Below are 16881 nucleotides of genomic sequence, written 5' to 3'. Positions count from 1 at the left end.
GGAGCGCGGAGCAGCGGGGGCGCTCAGCGTGGCGGGTCGCTCTCCAGCTCGTTGAGGTGGGTCTCGGCGATCAGCGGGGCGCGCGAGCGGTACGCGGCGCGGCCGATGGCGAAGCCGGAGATCGGCGAGGTCAGCAGCTGGAGCAGGATCGCCGGGACGAGCGTGAACGCGGCGAGGACGCTCGGCTTCCACACCAGGACGCCCAGCAGCAGGCAGATCATGCCGAGACTGGCCGCCTTGGCGACGGCGTTGGTGCGGTTGTAGACGTCCGGGAGCCGGATCAGCCCGACCGCGCCGATGCCCATCAGCAGGGCTCCGAGAGACACGAGGCTCTGTGCGATGGTCAACTGCACGTCCATCACGGCCGCCTTTCCACGAGGTGGGCGAGAGACATGGTGGTGAGGAAGCCCACCAGCGTCATCACCAGCACCAGGTCGAAGAGGGATGGCGAGTCACTGCGCACCGCCACCAGCGCGATGGTCGCGACGCAGATCACGAACCCGAACTCGACCGCCACCACCCGGTCGGCCTTGGTCGGGCCCCAGGCCATCCGGCCGATCGCCACGGCCATGGAGAGCGCGAGGACCACGAGTACGACGTCGAGGAGCATCAGCGGCGTCCTTCCTCGGTGCTGGGTGCGTTGCCGTTCGTCCCGCTGTCGCCGTCAGCGGAACCGTTGCCGTCGTCCGCCGACGGGGTCTCCGGCGCCGGTGGCAGGGACGGGACGGACATGCCGCCGGACGGTCCGGCCGCGGTCGCGCCGCGGTCCAGTGCCGGGCCGGCCTGGCCGCTCGGGCCGACCGGCCGCCAGGCGGCGAGCAGCAGGTCCTCCAGGTAGTGCAGCCGGGTGCGGAACCGGTCCACGTCGCGGGCGTGCATCCCGTGGATGTACACCGTTCCCGGTTCGTCCCGCAGGTCGAGCGAGAGGGTGCCCGGGGTGAGGGTCACCACCCCCACGAACAGCGTGCGTTCGCCGCGGGTGCGGGAGCGCAGCGGCATGGCGATGATGACCGGGGAGAGGCCGCTGCGCGGGGTGATGATCTCCCAGGCGACGATCACGTTGGACGCGATCAGTTCGTAGACGAAGTAGCCGATGAACCGGCCGATGCGGTAGCTCCGTACGGCGATCCGCCGCAGCATGTCGATCATCCTCCGCGCACCGCCTCGGCCCAGATGGTCGGGTTGCTCAGTATGTCGGCCGCCGTCTCGGCGGCCGACAGCAGCGGCTGGGCGCCGATGCCGAGAGCGATGGTCACGGCCGCGAGCACCACGGCGGGGGCCACCAGCGCCGGACGGGTCCGGGTGGTGTCGGGCAGCGGCCCGGGGAGAGCCCCGGCGAATGCGCCGGTCCAGATCTTCAGCAGAGGCAGCAGGGTCAGCAGGCTGACCACCACGGCCACGGCGGCCGGCAGGTACTGCTCGTCCAGGACGGCGGCCCGGATCAGGCCGAGCTTCGCGACGAAGCCGGACATCGGCGGCAGGCCGGCCAGTGAGAGGGCCGCCACCGCGTAGGCGGCGGCCAGCAGCCGTTCCCGCCCGGCGAGGCCGCCGAGCATGCTGAGTCTGCCGGTTCCGTAGGCGCTCTCCACCGCTCCGGCGCACAACAGCAGCGCCGCCTTGACCAGTGCGTACTGGACGAGGAAGAAGACGGTGGCGGCCAGTCCGGCGTGGGTGGCGAGCGCCAGACCGAGCAGCACGTAGCCGATCTGGCTGACCATGTCGAAGGCCAGGATGGACCGCAGGGTGTCCTGTCCGACCGCCGCGAGCACGCCGATCACCATGGTGAGCATGGCGCCGGCCATGATCACCCAGACGTAGCGCTCGTCGCCGTCGTAGAGGGTCGAGTAGACCCGGATGATGACGTACGCGCCGGTCTTGGTGAGCAGTCCGGAGAAGAGCGCGGTGACGGCCGGGCTGGCCTCCGGGTAGGTGCGCGGCAGCCATCCGTGCAGCGGGACCATGGCGGCCTTGGCGGCCATCGCGACCAGGATCACCGCGCCCGCGGCGGCCACCGTGGCGTTCTCGGAGGCGGCACCCGCCAGGGCGCCCATGTTGAGGGTCCCGGCCACCGCGTAGAGCATGGCCAGGCCCGCCAGGAAGACGGTCGAGGCCAGCAGGTTGACCAGCAGGTAGATCCGGCCGGCCGCCAGCTTCGCCTTGCTGCCCGCCATGATCAGCAGCGCGTAGGACGGCAGCAGCATGACCTCGATCAGCACGAACAGGTTGAACAGGTCCGCGGTGATGAAGGTGCCGTAGACGCCCGCCGAGAGGATCAGCACCAGCGGGCCGAAGAGCGGTTCGGCGTCGTCGCCGGCGGCGGTCGCGAAGGTGTAGCAGACCAGCACCAGCAGCGAGGACACGGCCAGCATCAGCGCGCTGAACATGTCGACGGCGAAGACGACGGCGACGCCGGGGGCCCAGTCGCCGACCTGCATGGTCACGACCGAGCCGTCGGCGGTCTGGGCGATCAGCACACCCGCGATCACCAGGACGGCGGCGCTGACGGCCTGGACGACCAGCCGGCAGATCCGGCGGTAGCGGGAGGCGGCGATGATCGATCCGGCGGCGAGCATGGGCGCCGCGATGGGGAGGGCGATCAGTGCGGTGGTCATCGCTTCCCCTTTCCTGTGGCGTCGTTCTGCGCCGTTTCGGTGCCGTCGTTCGCGGTGCCGTCGTTCGCCGCGCCGGCAGCCGTGGTGCCGTCCGTGGCGGACGCGGGCGCGTCCTCCTCGGTGCCGCCGGTCCGTTCCGGCGGGATGTCGATGCCGTCGGTTGGTCCCGTGCCGGGCGCGGAGCGCCGGCCGGTGCCGGCTCGCTCGGCGGCCAGGACATCCAGGTCGTCCGGGGTTTCGGGACCGTCACCCTCGGGTTGCTCGCCCGCGTGCTTGCGCCGCAGGCCCTCGGCCCGCATCAGGGCGAGCAGGTAGACGGTGATGCCGAAGGTGATCACGATCGCGGTGAGCACGAACGCCTGCGGCAGCGGGTCCGCCGCGTCCTCGGGAGCGGTCTGGCCCAGCAGCGCCGGGGCGCGCCGGTCCAGCCCGCCTGAGGTGACGAAGAGGACGTTGACGGCGTGGCCCAGCAGCACGAACCCGAAGGTGACGCGCAGCAGTTCGCGCTGGAGCATCATGTAGACACCGCCGGCCACGAGGATTCCCACGGTCAGGGCGGCGGTCATGACACCTTCTCCTTCGTCTCCTGCTTCTGCTCCCCGTCCTGGTCACGGTCGGACGCGTCGAGTGCCTCGGCCTCGGGCGCCAGGGTGCCGCGTCCGAGCCGGTCGACGGTCGCGATCACCATCGCGAGAACGATCAGGTAGACCCCCAGGTCGAACAGGAGCGAGGTGGACACCGCGATCGAGATCCCGCCGGGGAGGCTGAGGTAGGTGCTCATCGGGGTGAAGAACGGGTCGCCGAGCACGGTCGCCGCGAGCGCGACACCGAGGCTGAGGACGATGCCCGCCGCGGTCATCGGGCCGGGCCGCAGGAAGCGGGATCCGGCCCCGGGGACCCGGCCGTGCGCCATGTAGCTGAAGGCGACGGCCGCGCCGAGGACCAGGCTGGCGATGAAGCCGCCGCCCGGGTAGTAGTGGCCGCGGAAGAACAGGTACGCGGACAGCACGATCGCGAGCGGGCCGACGACCTTGCTGGCCACTTGGAAGACCGTGTTGGACGGCCGCGAGACCGCGCACTCCACACTGGGCGCGTCCCGCTTGCCGAGCAGCAGGACCAGGGCGAGCGTCACGGTGCCGATCACGACCGACTCTCCGAGGGTGTCCACCGCTCGGAAGTCGACGAGGATCGTGTTGACGACGTTCTCGCCGCCGGTCTCCGCCTTGGCGTTGTCCAGCAGGTACTGCCCGAGTTCCGACATCTCCCGGCCGCCGGTGAACGCGAGGGTGGCGATCGTGGCGGCGGCGCCGGCCAGTACGGCCAGCACCACCGAGCCGGAGACCTGCGGCAGCCGAGCCCTGCGGAAGTGCACGGCGGTACCGGCGAGCATCAGCACGGCCGCCACTGCGGTCAGCACCTCGGCCAGCAGCAGGGTCATCGCCACGTCGGGAGCGCCGGCCAGGACGAACCAGATCGCCACCAGCAGACCGAGGGTGCCGAGCATCGAGACCGACACCAGGGTGGTGCGGGCGACACAGATCAGCACGACGACGACGGCGATCAGTGCGAGCAGCGGCCAGTCGAGGTCGGTCGAGGTGGCCTGCCGGCCCACTTCGGGCAGGGTCCCGGAGAGCCAGAGCGCCACGGCCGCGAAGACGACCAGCAGGCCGACCGGCCGCCACAGGTAGGCGGCCGAGGAGTCGCTGCGTTCGGGCTTCCCCAGGAAGGTGCCCAGGCGGACCACCGAGCGGTACATCGCCTGGAAGAGATCACCGGGCACCGGGATCCGCATCAGCACGCGTTCCACATGGGACTGCGCGAAGAACAGGCACATACCGGCTGTGATGGCGATCGCCGTCATCCCGAGTTCAGGTGTGAACCCGGGCCAGAGTTTGAAGGCGTGTGGATGGGCGTCGGGGAAGACCGCGATGACGGAGCGGTCCAGCACCGGGTTGAGCCAGGAGATCGCGGGGCCGAGCACCAGGCCGGCGACGGCCGCGACCAGTGCCGGCGCCAGGAACGATTTCGCGGGCTCGTACAGGCCGCGCTGGAGGGTCGGACCGCCGAACGCCTCGTAGAAGATCCGCATGCCGTAGGTGAAGGTCAGCGCGGAGGCGAGGATCGCGAAGGAGACGGCGATGACACCGGCGCCCGGGGCGAAGTCGGCTTCCAGGTAGCCCTTGTAGAGGTGCTCCTTGCTCACGAACCCGATCAGCGGGGGGACGCCGGCCAGTGACAGTCCGGCCAGGCCGGTGACGGCCGCCGTGACGGGCATCACCCGTCTCAGCCCCGACAGTTCGCGGATGTCCCGGCTTCCCGCCTCGCGGTCGATGATGCCGACCAGCATGAACAGGGTCGCTTTGAAGAGTGCGTGGGCGAAGGTGTGGAGCATCGCGGCGGCCAGCGCCGTTCCGGTGCCGACGCCGATGGCGCCGACGAGCAGACCCAGCTGACTGACCGTCGAGTAGGCGAGAAGCGCCTTGAGATCGTGCTGGCGCAGTGCCCAGGTGGCACCGAAGACAGCGGTGGCGAGACCCACGGTCATCAGCGTCGCGGACCAGGCCACCTCCCCGGCGAAGAGGGACGAGAAGCGCAGCAGCAGGTAGATGCCCGCCTTGACCATCGCGGCGGCGTGCAGGTAGGCGCTGACCGGGGTGATCGCGGACATCGCGCCCGGCAGCCACGAGTGGAACGGCAGCTGTGCGGACTTGGTGAACGCCGCGAGGATGATCAGGGCACCGGCGGGCCATGCCAGTGGCGAGGAGAGCACACGCTCGGGCTCGCCGAGGATGACGGAGAGGTCGGTGGTGCCGGCGGCGACCGCCAGCAGCACGGCGGCGGTCAGCAGCCCGAGTCCGCCGAGGGCCGTCACCAGGAACGCCTTGACGGCGGACGGTGTCGCTCCGGGCCCTGCCGACGAGATCAGCACGAAGGAGCAGACGGTGGTCAGTTCCCAGAAGACCACCAGCAGGATCACGTCGTTGGCGAGGACGACGCCGAGCATGGACGCCGCGAAGAGCGTCAGCCACATGTAGACGGTGGTGTGCCGGCCGTCCTCGGAGAGGTAGCGGGCGCAGTAGGCCAGGATCAGGGAGCCGACACCGAGGATCAGCAGGCAGAAGAGGGCGGAGAGACCGTCGAACCTGAGGGAGAAATCGATGCCGAGAGCGGGCAGCCACGACCAGCTCGCGGTGAGGGTGTCGTCGCCGGGGGAGGTGTAGGCGGCGTGGGCGATGAGTACGCCGACGCTCAGGAAGGCGGCACCCAGGATGTAGCCGGTGTTACGGCCGATCCTGGCGGTGAGGGCGGGGACGAAGGCGGCCAGCGCGAAGAGCGCGGCCAGCGCGATCAGCAGGGGCACGGAGGGCTCCCGTCAGCTGTCGTCGGTGACGGGGCGGTCGGGCACCGGCGCCGAGTGGGCGTACGATACGACGCCTTCCCGGGTTTCGCGCGAGGCCCTCAACGCCCTGCCGTCCGAACCTTGCCGGCCGCTCCAGGACCGGTGACCCGGTACCCGGACGCGAGCGGGGGCGGCTGCGGTCCGGGTCCTGCCCGGTACCCGTGCCGTCAGCGCTCTGAGCGCAGCGGTCGACATGGTCCTCCTTGATCTGTAGCGGCCCTGGGCGGCGCCCGTCATGATCGCATCCGACATTCGGTTACCTGCGGTAATGCGAGCGTTCCGCCCCTCATCATAGTTAGTTGGCCGAGCTAAATATCAACGTACGACGAACTCACCGAGGCGTGACGGCTCCCACCACGCGGGGGAAAGCCGGCCTCGGTGATGTGGCCGTGACATGTGACACGCGGATGTGCCCGACATCCGCACCGCGATCACTATATCTACTTACCGGCCAGTAGCGACTGTGGGGTTCATCGCAAAAACGCGCAGCGTATGCCGCGCGTGTCGTTGGGTAATTGCTGTTCTAGCCCTGTATGTAAGGGAGTTGGGCTTGTGTGAGCCCTCTTGTCACGCCGTGCGGGATGGGTGAGTCTGCGTGCTGAGAATTGTCATGCGCGCGACCATCTGACCCCCCATCCGTCCTCGCACCACCCCAGCGAGAGGGAACCCCTTCCATGGCAGTGACGCGTAACCGCCGCGCCCGCGCGGCCGCGACGGCAGTGGCGACCGCCACACTTCTCGTCCTCGCATCGGCCGTGACCGGGCCGTCCCACGCGGCCCCCGGCGGTCCGCCCGCCCAGATCCTGAACGCCGGGGCGCCCGGTGCCGTCGAGGGCAGCTACCTCGTGGTCCTGGACGACGCCGCCCCCGCCGCGGCGGGTACCGACGCCGCCCCGCTCGCCGCCGGCTCGGCCGCCGGCCGCGCCCTGGCCGAGCGGTACGACGCCTCCATCACCGACACCTACGAACACGCGCTCAACGGCTACGCCGTGCGCGCCGACGAGGACGCCGCCCTGGCGCTGGCCGCCGATCCGGCGGTCGCCTACGTCGTCCAGGACCAGTCGGTGGAGCTGCTGGCCACCGAGACCCAGTTCGACCCGCCGTCCTGGGGGCTGGACCGGATCGACCAGCCGTCGCTCCCGCTGGACGGCCAGTACACCTACCCCGCGCACGCCGGGGCCGGCGTCACCGTCTACGTCCTCGACACCGGCATCCACTACGCGCACACCGACTTCGGCGGCTCCGCGGTGCCCGGCTTCGACGCCTTCGGCGGGGACGGCTCCGACACCAACGGCCACGGCACGCACGTCGCCGGAACCGTCGGCGGCACGCTGCACGGCGTCGCCAAGGCCGCCGACCTGGTCTCCGTCAAGGTCCTGGACGGCACCGGCGCCGGCACGGTCGCCGGGGTCGTCGCCGGGGTCGACTGGGTGACCGGCGACGCCGCCGGACCGGCGGTCGCCAACATGAGTCTGGGCGGCGCGGCCAACGCCGCCCTCGACGCCGCCGTACTCAACTCCATCGCCTCCGGCGTCACCTACACCGTCGCCGCCGGCAACAGCGCCACCGACGCCGGCGGCAGCTCGCCGGCGCGGGTCGCCGAGGCGGTCACCGTCGGGAACGCGACCATCACCGACGCCCCCGCGTCCTCGTCGAACTATGGGCCGGTGCTCGACCTGTACGCGCCGGGGACCGGCATCACCTCCACCTGGCACACCGGGAACGACGCGACGCAGGTCCTCTCCGGCAGCTCCATGGCGGCCGCCCACGTCGCCGGCGCGGCCGCCCTGTGGCTCGGCGGGACACCGTCGGCCACCCCGGCCGAGGTGCGGGACGGGCTGGTGTCGATCGCGGTGCCCGTCCTGCCGGGCACACCGCCGGGCACGACCGATCTGCTGCTCCAGGTCCCCGGAGCCTGAGCGGGCGCCGGCGCCGGCGCGGCCGGGCGGGCGTGACGTGCCCGTCCGGCCCCGCCCGGACGACCGTCTCCGGGTCACGCCCGCGGCCGCGATTCAACAGGGATCATCACATCGGGCGAAACCCTGGCCGATACTTGCGGATTACCACCCTCCGTTGTCAAGCTGTCGCCGTTCGTATATCCCGCAGCTCAGGGCATGTCCGACGTGAGGGTGTCGGCCGCCGCGCGCCGGGCGGGATCAACCTGCCGCAGCGCCCTGGGAGGGCCCGTGCCGTTCGGTGAGCAGCCCGCATATCTCCGCGTCGCCGACGATCTCCGGCAGCAGATCGCCCAGGGCGTCCTGCCGCCGCACGCCAAGCTGCCCTCCCAGGCGAGTATCCGCGCGCACTACGGCGTCTCCGACACCGTGGCACTGGAGGCGCGCAAGGTGCTGATGGCCGAGGGGCTGGTGGAGGGCCGCTCCGGATCGGGCACCTATGTCCGCGAGAGCGTCGAGCCGCTGCGGCTGCACCGCAGCGGCTACCGCACGCTCGGCGAGTCCAGCCCCTTCCGGCAGGAGCAGTGCGACGAGCGGGTCGGCGGCACCTGGCGCGCCCGCAGCGAGCGCCGCGAGGCGTGCGGAAGAGTCGCCGCCCGGCTCGGGCTCGACCCCGGCGAGGCGGTGATGTGCACGAGCTACGAGTTCCGCGTCTCGGACCGGCCGATGATGCTCTCCACCTCCTGGGAGCCGCTGCGGCTCACCGCGCGCAGCCCCGTGATGCTGCCGGAGGAGGGGCCGCTCGCCGGGCGGGGCGTGGTCGAGCGGATGGCCGCCATCGACCTGGTGGTCGACAACGTCGAGGAGGAGGTCGGAGCGCGGCCCGGTCTCGCCGAGGAGGCGATCTCCCTGGGCGGCCATCCGGGACAGACCGTGATCGTCATCAGCCGTACCTACCGTGCCGGCAGCCTCGCGGTGGAGACCGCCGACATCGTGCTCTCCGCCGAGCGGTACCGCGTCTCCTACCACCTGCCGGTGCGCTGACGGTCCTCCCCGGGCGCACCCGCACACCGGGCCTCCGTACGCCGGGCCTCCGCATGCCGGCGACCGGCGAACCCGCCTGTCCAGGGGCGAGGGCTGCGGTGGTCAGGGGCGTTCCGGCAGCGGCAGTTCGAACCACACCGTCTTGCCGATGGGGCCCTGCCGGGTGCCCCACCTTCGTGCCGTGCGCGAGACCAGTTGCAGGCCGCGGCCGCCCTCGTCGTCCAGCGCCGGGTGCCGCACGCTCGGCGGGTCCGGCTGCCCGTCGCTGACCTCCACCAGCAGATCGGTCTCCCCTCGCACCATGCGCACGCCGATCGGCCCGTTCGCGTACCGCAGCGCGTTGGTGAACAGCTCGCTCACCAGCAGCAGTGCCGGGTCCGCGAGGCTTCCCAGCTCCCAGCTGTGCAGCGTGTGGCGCACCTCGGAGCGGGCGCGGCCGGCGGCGTGCCGGTGGGCCGCGAACGTCCAGGAGGCGATGGAGTCGTCGGGGACCCCGCCGAGCCGGACGGTGAGCAGCGCGATGTCGTCGGCGTCGTTGTGCGGGGTCAGCTCACCGACGACGCGGTCGCAGATCTCGTCGAGCGAGGGGAGCGGCCCGCGCACCGTGGACAGTTCGGAGCACAGACGGTTGATCCCGTCCGTAATGGACTCGTGGCGGCGTTCGATCAGGCCGTCGGTGTAGAGGACGAGGATCGACCCCTCCGGTACCGGGATCCGGCCCTCCTCGAAGCCGGGCGCGGCGAGCCCGAGGGGCGTGCCGTCCGGGAGGTCGATCGGCCGGGCGGTCCACAGCCCGGTCCGCTCGTCGCGGGTGATCAGGATCGGCGGCACATGCCCGGCCTTGGCGATCACGCACTCGCGGGCGCTTGGGTCGTAGCGGACGTAGATGCCCGTCGCCATCAGCGGTTCGTCGCGGCCCTCGTTGATGTCCTCGCCCGCGTGGTTGACGCGGCGGAGCAGTTCACCGGGCGGCATGTCCAGGTGGGCGAGGGTGACGATGGCGCTGCGCAGCCGGCCCATGGTGGCGGCGGCGCTCAGGCCGTGGCCCATGACGTCCCCGATGGCGAACGCGGCTCGTCCGCCCGCCAGCGGGATGACGTCGAACCAGTCGCCGCCGGCCTCGGTGCCGGTGGTCGCGGGCACGTACCGGTAGCCGACCTGGACGCCGGGCGGTTCCTTGATGCGCTGGGGGAGCAGGCTGCGCTGGAGGATCAGCGCGCCGTCGCGCTCGCGGGCGTAGAGCCGGGCGTTGTCGAGGGTGATGGAGGCGCGGGCGGCGATCTCGTTGGCGAGCCCGAGGTCCTCGCTGCTGAACGGGTCGCGCTCGCCGGAGCGGCTGACCACCAGCAGGCCCAGTATGGTGCCGCGGGCGCGCAGGGGGACCACCAGCATGGAGTGGATGCCGAGGTCGAGCGCGGCGCGCACCTTGGGGTCGTCGAGGAAGGTGATGGGGTGGGTCTCGTCGCTGGTGTCCAGCAGCCAGGGGCGGCCGGTGGTCAGGACGCGGTCGAAGACCGACTCGCGCTGGAAGCCGACCTCGGTGTCGACGCGCATCATCCGGCCCACGTGCGGGGTGTGCTCCTTGGCCGCGATGCCGGCCTGGACCATCGGGCTGCTGGTGAGCCGTTCCATGGAGGGCAGGTCGCCCCCGTCGACGACGGCGCGCAGCAGCACCACGGCGCCGTAGTCCCCGAAGCGGGGCACCAGGATGGTGGCCAGGGCCTCGGCGATGCGGCGGACGTCGAGGCGGTCGCCGAGGGCGAGGCCGACGTCGTCGAGCATGGACAGCCTCTGCCGCGACTGCTCCATCTCGGCGAGGGCCTCGCGGCGCTCGGTGATGTCGAGGGTGACGCAGCTGATGCCGAGGTGGCGCCCGGTGCGGTCGGTCAGCCGGCTGAAGGAGAGCGAGTGGGCGCCGCGTCCGTCGGCGGTGAGGGCGACGACGTCGACGGCGGGCTTGCCGGTACGCAGTACCTCGCGTTGCAGGTCGAGGATCTCCCCGGCGGCCCTCGACGGCAGGATCTCGGCCACGGTGCGGCCGATGATCCGCTCCGGCGTTCGCCCGTAGAGGGAGGCGAGGGCGTCGTTGATCCGCACCACCCGCAGGTCGGTGTCGAAGACTGCGATGCCGATGGGGGAGGTCGCGAAGACCGTGTCAAGGGCGCCGAGGTCCTTTTCGATGTCGCGCAGGCGTTCCGTCTCGACCAGGTTGGCGAGAAAGAAGGGGGTTCCCTCGGGGTCGCGGAGCAGGGTGGCGCGGCATTCGACATCGACGGTGGAGCCGTTGATGTGGCGCATCGGCAGCACGCCGCGCCAGGCGCCGCGGCGCAGCAGGGCGCGCAGTGCCGCGGGGATGCCGGCGGCGGCCGCCGCCGGGAGGAAGTCGGTCAGCGGGCGGGTGACGGTCGCGCTGTCGGGCCAGCCGAGGATCTCCTCGGTGGCGGGGTTCCACAGGACGATCCGGCCCCGGCCGTCGATGATGACGATGCCCAGGCGCAGCACTTCGAGCAGTGAGAGGTCGGCATGGGGGGACACAGCGGCGGCCTGAGGCCGTCCGGACTCCTCCGTGCTGGTGCTCACGTCCACGTTCCTGTTCGGGTGCCCTCCGGCAGGAGCGGAGGTTTCGGACAATTTGTCCGTATACCCGATTGTGCCCGGAATCAGGAGCGCGGGGCGTCAGCGCCCTCCTCGACACGCTCGACCAGGTACTGCCCGGCGTCGACCGGGCGGGTCTCCCCGCCCTGCTCCAGGCGGCCCATCAGCCGCTGGGCGTCGGCGCGGGTGGCGCAGTGCCCGATGCGGTAGCGATGACCGTTCTCGTCGAGCCGGATGACCTGCCACAGACGTGCGTTGATGTCGCTCATCCTCACCCCCCAAGGCGCATATGCCATGAGCCTACGTGCGTCACGCGCCCCCGCGTACGGAACTGGCCACAGCGCGCGTTGTGAAATCGCGCGCCGGTCCACGCGCGGGCGCCCGCCGGGCGCTCTGCGACGGGGCGGAGGGCTGCCCAGCGGCCGGTGCGCCGGGCTCACCGGGGCGCGCCCGGTCCGGGGCGGCCCGGTGAACTCCTCGACCCGTCGGCTGGTTCCGGCCGCGCTGCGGGCCTCTCCCGAGCGCCCCCCCGGGAGCGCGCGGGATCGGTTGTGACGGGTCCCGCCGTCTGCCCCGGGGCGGGTCGCCGCAATCGGCGCGGGCGGCTGCGCCATCCGGGTGGCGTTCCGTTCCGCGGCCGCCGTGTCGGGCCGCCCGGCGACCCCCGCTGGCCTTGGCTGGTGATTGGTGTGATGAGCCGATAGGCCGAGCGTATGGGCGGACCCGGAGGTAACAGGATGAGTGGACGGCCGACCAGGGGCGCCGCCCCGCGCGGGACGACGGTGGCGCGCGCCACCGCGGTGCTGCTGACCGGGGCGCTGCTCACCCCGCTCCTCGCCGGCTGCGGCTCGGACGACGACACCGGGTCCGGCGCCCCCGCCCGTGCCGTCGCCGCCGCCGACCGCTCCACCCTCACCGAGGGCGGCGTCCTCAACTGGGCGGTCGACGCCGTGCCCGCCACGCTCAACGCCTTCCAGCGGGACGCCGACCCGGTCACCGACCGCGTCGCACAGGCGGTGCTCCCCATGCTGTTCACCCTCGACGAAGAGGGCCGGCCCACCCGCAACCCCGACTTCCTCGAATCCGCCGAGGTCACCGCACGCGAGCCCCGCCAGACGGTCGTCTACACCCTCAACCCCGACGCCCGCTGGAGTGACGGAACGCCGCTGGGGGCGGAGGACTTCATCGCCCAGTGGAAGGCGCTCAGCGGCGAGGACAACTCCTACTGGACCGCCCGCAACGTCGGCTACGACCGCATCGACAGCGTCGAGCCGGGCAAGCGCGACGGCGAGGTGCGCGTCACCTTCACCAAGCCCTACGCGGACTGGCGCTCGCTGTTCTCCCCGCTCTACCCGCAGGCGGTGACCGGCAGCGCCGACGCGTTCAACTCCGGCGCCCGGGACGAACTCCCCACCGGGGCCGGCCCGTTCCTGGTCGACTCGATGGACCGCGAGAACGGGCGCGTCACCCTGGTCCGCAACGAGGACTGGTGGGGCGACCGGGCGCTGTTGGACGAGCTGGTCCTCAACGCCGTCCCGCACGACCGCAGGCTGCGGTCGCTGGCCGCCGGACGGCTCGACGTGGCCGAACTCCCCGCCGCCGACGCCGACCGGATCACGGCCGCGGCCGACGGCGACCGGCAGCAGGCCGGCGGCGACCCCTCCGCCTCCGGCTCCGCGGCCGACCTCGCCGCACCCGGCGACGACGCCGGTGACGACCCCGACGAGCGGCAGGAAGCGCAGGACCCCGACAGCGCCCAGGACCAGGACGGCGGTCTGGACGGCGCCGCCGCCCCCGAGGCGGCGCCCGAAGCCGCCCCCGCGCTGCTCCGTCACGCCGAGGCGCAGCTCGCCACCCGCGCCAAGGGCGGACGCAAGGCCGTCGAGCGCCGTCAGGCCGCCGCGGCCGAGGCGGCGGCGGCCTACACCGAGGCGGTCGCGGCCCAGGTCCACGCGCGGTCCGAGGCGTTCGCCGCCGCCGAGCGGCGGATCGCGGACGGGCTGGCCGACTTCACCGTGCACCGCGCCTACGAGCCGGCCTACACCCAGCTCGCCGTCAACGGCACCTCGCCCGCGCTGAAGGACGAACGGGTCCGCTGGGCACTCGCGCGCGGCCTGGACCGTGAGGCGATCGCCTCGGAGGCGCACGGCCCGGCCCGGCTCCCCGCCGAGCCGCTCGGCAGCCATCTGTGGGTGCTGGGCCAGGACGGCTACCGGGACAACAGCACCGGCCTCGGCGAGACCGGGGCCGACTCCGCGTCGCGGCTGCTGGACGAGGCCGGCTGGCGCCGGGGCCCCGCCGCACCCGCGGCCGACCCCGGTGACGAGGCCGCCGCCGACGCCAAGACCGGAGCGCTCGCCGCCCCCGCCACCGTCCCGGTCCGGCTGGGCGCCACCGTCTCCGCGGCGCAGCAGCGGGCGTCGGTGCTCAGCCAGGCGGCGGGCGTCGCCACCTCGGTCGCCGCGGACGGTGAGTCCGCCAGCCTCGCCGAACCCGCCGAGCTGACCGTGCGCGCGGCCCGCGCCGCCCGGGCGCAGGCCGAGGAACTGGCCCGCTCCGCCGCGGCGGCGGTCCGGGTCAAGTCCGGGACCCCGCTCTCGCTGCGCTTCGTGCTGCCGGACGGGCCGGACGCCGCGGAACTGCGCGCGGTGGGGGAGCGGATCACCGCGATGCTGGCGGAGGCCGGGGTGAACGCCGAGATCACCGAGGTCGACGCGGCCTCCTACTTCGACGACCACATCGTCCCCGGCCGCTTCGACCTGGCGCTCTACTCCTGGCCCGCCAGCGCCTTCCCCGCGACCGACGCCCGGCCGCTGTTCGCCAAGCCCCAGGGCATCCCCGGCGGCGAGCTGTTCATCGAGCAGAACTACACCCGGGTCGGCACCGACCACATCGACCAGCTGCTCTCCCAGGCAGCCGCCGAACTGGACGACGAGCGCCGGGCGGAGCTGCTGCACAAGGCGGACACCCGGCTCTGGTCGGCCGCCGGCTCGATCCCGCTCTACCAGAGCCCGCAGCTGGTCGCGGCGGGCAACGACGTGGCGGGCGTGGGCGCGTTCGGGCTCCAGACACCCCGCTACCAGGACATCGGCTTCCTCCGCTGACACCCGCGTCCGTCCGACAGCGTCCGCGCAGGCGCCGACCCCGCCGCCCCACCGCGCGTCCCGCGGTGGGGCGGCGGGCGTTGAGCTGCGGCGGTGCGCCTGAGCTGCGGGCGAGCGGTCGCGGAGACGCGGGAAAAGCCGGGCCCTCCCGGCACCGTACGATGGGGGATGAGGCCGGTGCGTGTGTCTGCCGGGCCAACCCATCCACCAACCCGGGAGTAGCACAGCCGTGCCCACGCGCCACGACATCCGCAATGTAGCCATCGTCGCCCACGTCGACCACGGGAAGACCACCCTCGTCGACGCCATGCTGAAGCAGGCCGGGGCCTTCGCCGCCCACCAGCAGGTCGACGACCGGGTGATGGACTCCAACGACCTGGAACGCGAGAAGGGCATCACCATTCTCGCGAAGAACACCGCGGTCCGTTACCACCCCAAGGGTGGCGGCGACCCGGTGACGATCAACATCATCGACACCCCCGGCCACGCCGACTTCGGCGGTGAGGTCGAGCGCGGTCTGTCCATGGTCGACGCCGTGGTGCTGCTGGTCGACGCCTCCGAGGGCCCGCTGCCGCAGACCCGTTTCGTCCTCCGCAAGGCGCTCCAGGCGAAGCTGCCGGTGATCCTCTGCATCAACAAGACGGACCGCCCCGACTCCCGGATCGACGAGGTCGTCGACGAGACCTACGACCTCTTCCTGGACCTCGACGCCACCGAGGAGCAGATCGAGTTTCCGATCGTCTACGCCTGCGCGCGTGACGGCGTCGCCTCGCTGACCAAGCCGGCGGACGGGTCCGTGCCCGCCGACAGCGACAGCCTGGAGCCGTTCTTCTCCACCCTGCTGGCGACCGTCCCGGCCCCCTCCTACGAGGAGGGCGCGCCGCTCCAGGCCCACGTCACCAACCTCGACGCCGACAACTTCCTCGGCCGGATCGCGCTCTGCCGCATCCAGCACGGCACCCTGCGCAAGGGCCAGACCGTCGCCTGGATGAAGCGTGACGGCTCCGTGCAGAACGTCCGCGTCACCGAGCTGCTGATGACCGAGGCGCTGACCCGCAAGCCGGCCGAGCAGGCCGGGCCCGGCGACATCGCCGCCGTGGCGGGCATTCCGGAGATCATGATCGGCGAGACGCTGGCCGACGCCGAGAACCCGGTGGCGCTGCCGCTGATCCAGGTCGACGAGCCGGCCATCTCGATGACGATCGGCACCAACAACTCGCCGCTGGTCGGCAAGGGCGCCAAGGGCCACAAGCTCACCGCGCGCCTGGTCAAGGACCGGCTGGACCGCGAGCTGATCGGTAACGTCTCGCTGCGGGTGCTGCCCACCGAGCGTCCCGACGCCTGGGAGGTCCAGGGCCGCGGTGAGCTGGCGCTGGCGATCCTGGTGGAGACCATGCGCCGGGAGGGCTTCGAGCTGACCGTGGGCCGCCCCGAGGTGGTCACCCGTGAGGTCGACGGCAAGACGCACGAGCCGGTCGAGCGGATGACGATCGACGTGCCCGAGGAGCACCTCGGTGCCATCACCCAGGTGATGGCGTCCCGCAAGGGCCGCATGGAGACCATGACCAACCACGGCTCCGGCTGGGTCCGCATGGAGTTCCTGGTGCCGGCCCGCGGCCTCATCGGCTTCCGGACGGAGTTCCTGACGGAGACCCGGGGAACCGGTATCGCCCACTCCATCTTCGAGAGCTACGAGCCGTGGATGGGCGAGCTGCGCACCCGTAACAGCGGCTCCCTGGTGGCCGACCGGTCCGGCGTCGCCACCCCCTACGCCATGCTCAACCTCCAGGAGCGCGGCACGATCTTCGTCGAGCCCGGCACCGAGGTGTACGAGGGCATGCTCGTCGGCGAGAACTCGCGCGCCGACGACATGGACGTCAACATCACCAAGGAGAAGAAGCTCACCAACATGCGGGCCGCCTCCTCGGACACCACCGAGAACCTGGTGCCGCCGCGCCGGCTGTCGCTGGAGCAGTCGCTGGAGTTCTGCCGCGACGACGAGTGCGTCGAGGTCACCCCGGACGTGGTGCGCATCCGCAAGGTGATCCTTGACCAGCGGGTCCGGGCGCGCGCCGCCTCGAAGGCCAAGCACGCCTGACACGGCGCCGGCCGATCGCCGGCTTCGTCACGACCACGGGTGTGGGCCCGGCCGTCCTTGGGTTCTAACGGTCCTCGCAACACCCGCGATCTGTGGGAGTTGCGAGGACCGTGGGCGTTGGACGGGATGATCT

General features: G+C 72.1%; 12 protein-coding genes. 4 read left to right on the top strand and 8 right to left on the bottom strand.

Going from position 1 to position 16881, the window contains the following annotated elements; all coding sequences use genetic code 11:
• Window positions 1-23: 23 nt before the first annotated feature.
• Genes mnhG through mbhE form a run of 6 tightly spaced genes read right to left on the bottom strand, consistent with a single transcriptional unit; the run spans window position 24 to window position 5973 of the window.
• The gene (gene mnhG, locus E0D90_RS05960; protein WP_103500138.1) at window positions 24-359 is read right to left on the bottom strand and encodes a monovalent cation/H(+) antiporter subunit G; all 336 of its coding nucleotides are present in this window, start codon (window positions 357-359) and stop codon (window positions 24-26) included.
• On the bottom strand, window positions 359-610 hold the full coding sequence (locus E0D90_RS05955; protein WP_219806401.1) for an MrpF/PhaF family protein: 252 nt from the start codon (window positions 608-610) through the stop codon (window positions 359-361). Before E0D90_RS05955 ends, mnhG begins: the two co-directional genes overlap by 1 nt.
• Complete coding sequence (locus E0D90_RS05950) at window positions 610-1149, bottom strand: Na+/H+ antiporter subunit E (RefSeq protein ID WP_130796869.1); 540 nt, start codon at window positions 1147-1149, stop codon at window positions 610-612. The genes E0D90_RS05955 and E0D90_RS05950 overlap by 1 nt, the downstream gene beginning before the upstream one ends.
• Complete coding sequence (locus E0D90_RS05945) at window positions 1146-2612, bottom strand: monovalent cation/H+ antiporter subunit D family protein (protein ID WP_130796868.1); 1467 nt, start codon at window positions 2610-2612, stop codon at window positions 1146-1148. Before E0D90_RS05945 ends, E0D90_RS05950 begins: the two co-directional genes overlap by 4 nt.
• A complete protein-coding gene (locus E0D90_RS05940) occupies window positions 2609-3178 on the bottom strand; it encodes a sodium:proton antiporter (RefSeq protein WP_130796867.1) in 570 nt (189 codons plus the stop codon). The genes E0D90_RS05945 and E0D90_RS05940 overlap by 4 nt, the downstream gene beginning before the upstream one ends.
• Complete coding sequence (mbhE, locus tag E0D90_RS05935) at window positions 3175-5973, bottom strand: hydrogen gas-evolving membrane-bound hydrogenase subunit E (RefSeq protein WP_130796866.1); 2799 nt, start codon at window positions 5971-5973, stop codon at window positions 3175-3177. The genes E0D90_RS05940 and mbhE overlap by 4 nt, the downstream gene beginning before the upstream one ends.
• Window positions 5974-6686: 713 nt before the next feature.
• On the opposite strand from mbhE, the gene E0D90_RS05930 reads away from it, so the two are divergent.
• Both E0D90_RS05930 and E0D90_RS05925 read left to right on the top strand, forming a co-directional pair.
• Entirely contained in the window at window positions 6687-7931 is a 1245-nt protein-coding gene (locus E0D90_RS05930) for a S8 family peptidase (protein WP_130796865.1), read from the top strand.
• A gap of 267 nt (window positions 7932-8198) precedes the next feature.
• On the top strand, window positions 8199-8951 hold the full coding sequence (locus tag E0D90_RS05925) for a GntR family transcriptional regulator (protein ID WP_130796864.1): 753 nt from the start codon (window positions 8199-8201) through the stop codon (window positions 8949-8951).
• Window positions 8952-9053: 102 nt separating this feature from the next.
• Here the strand turns inward: E0D90_RS05925 and E0D90_RS05920 are convergent, their stop codons facing one another.
• Both E0D90_RS05920 and E0D90_RS05915 read right to left on the bottom strand, forming a co-directional pair.
• Window positions 9054-11531 carry a SpoIIE family protein phosphatase gene (locus tag E0D90_RS05920; RefSeq protein WP_227870020.1) on the bottom strand — a complete coding sequence of 826 codons (2478 nt, stop codon included), beginning with the start codon at window positions 11529-11531 and terminating at the stop codon, window positions 9054-9056.
• Between the two features lie 80 nt (window positions 11532-11611).
• Complete coding sequence (locus tag E0D90_RS05915) at window positions 11612-11815, bottom strand: SPOR domain-containing protein (RefSeq protein ID WP_130796863.1); 204 nt, start codon at window positions 11813-11815, stop codon at window positions 11612-11614.
• Window positions 11816-12283: 468 nt separating this feature from the next.
• Between E0D90_RS05915 and E0D90_RS05910 the strand changes: the two genes are divergently transcribed.
• Complete coding sequence (locus E0D90_RS05910; protein WP_130796862.1) at window positions 12284-14650, top strand: ABC transporter family substrate-binding protein; 2367 nt, start codon at window positions 12284-12286, stop codon at window positions 14648-14650.
• Between the two features lie 229 nt (window positions 14651-14879).
• Complete coding sequence (gene typA / locus E0D90_RS05905) at window positions 14880-16748, top strand: translational GTPase TypA (protein WP_103504379.1); 1869 nt, start codon at window positions 14880-14882, stop codon at window positions 16746-16748.
• The last annotated feature ends 133 nt before the right edge of the window (window positions 16749-16881 follow it).

Source organism: Streptomyces otsuchiensis (assembly GCF_004305975.1).
GTDB lineage: Bacteria > Actinomycetota > Actinomycetes > Streptomycetales > Streptomycetaceae > Streptomyces > Streptomyces otsuchiensis.
The sequence above is the reverse complement of the archived record's forward strand: the minus strand, read 5'-3'. Positions and strand labels throughout refer to the sequence as shown.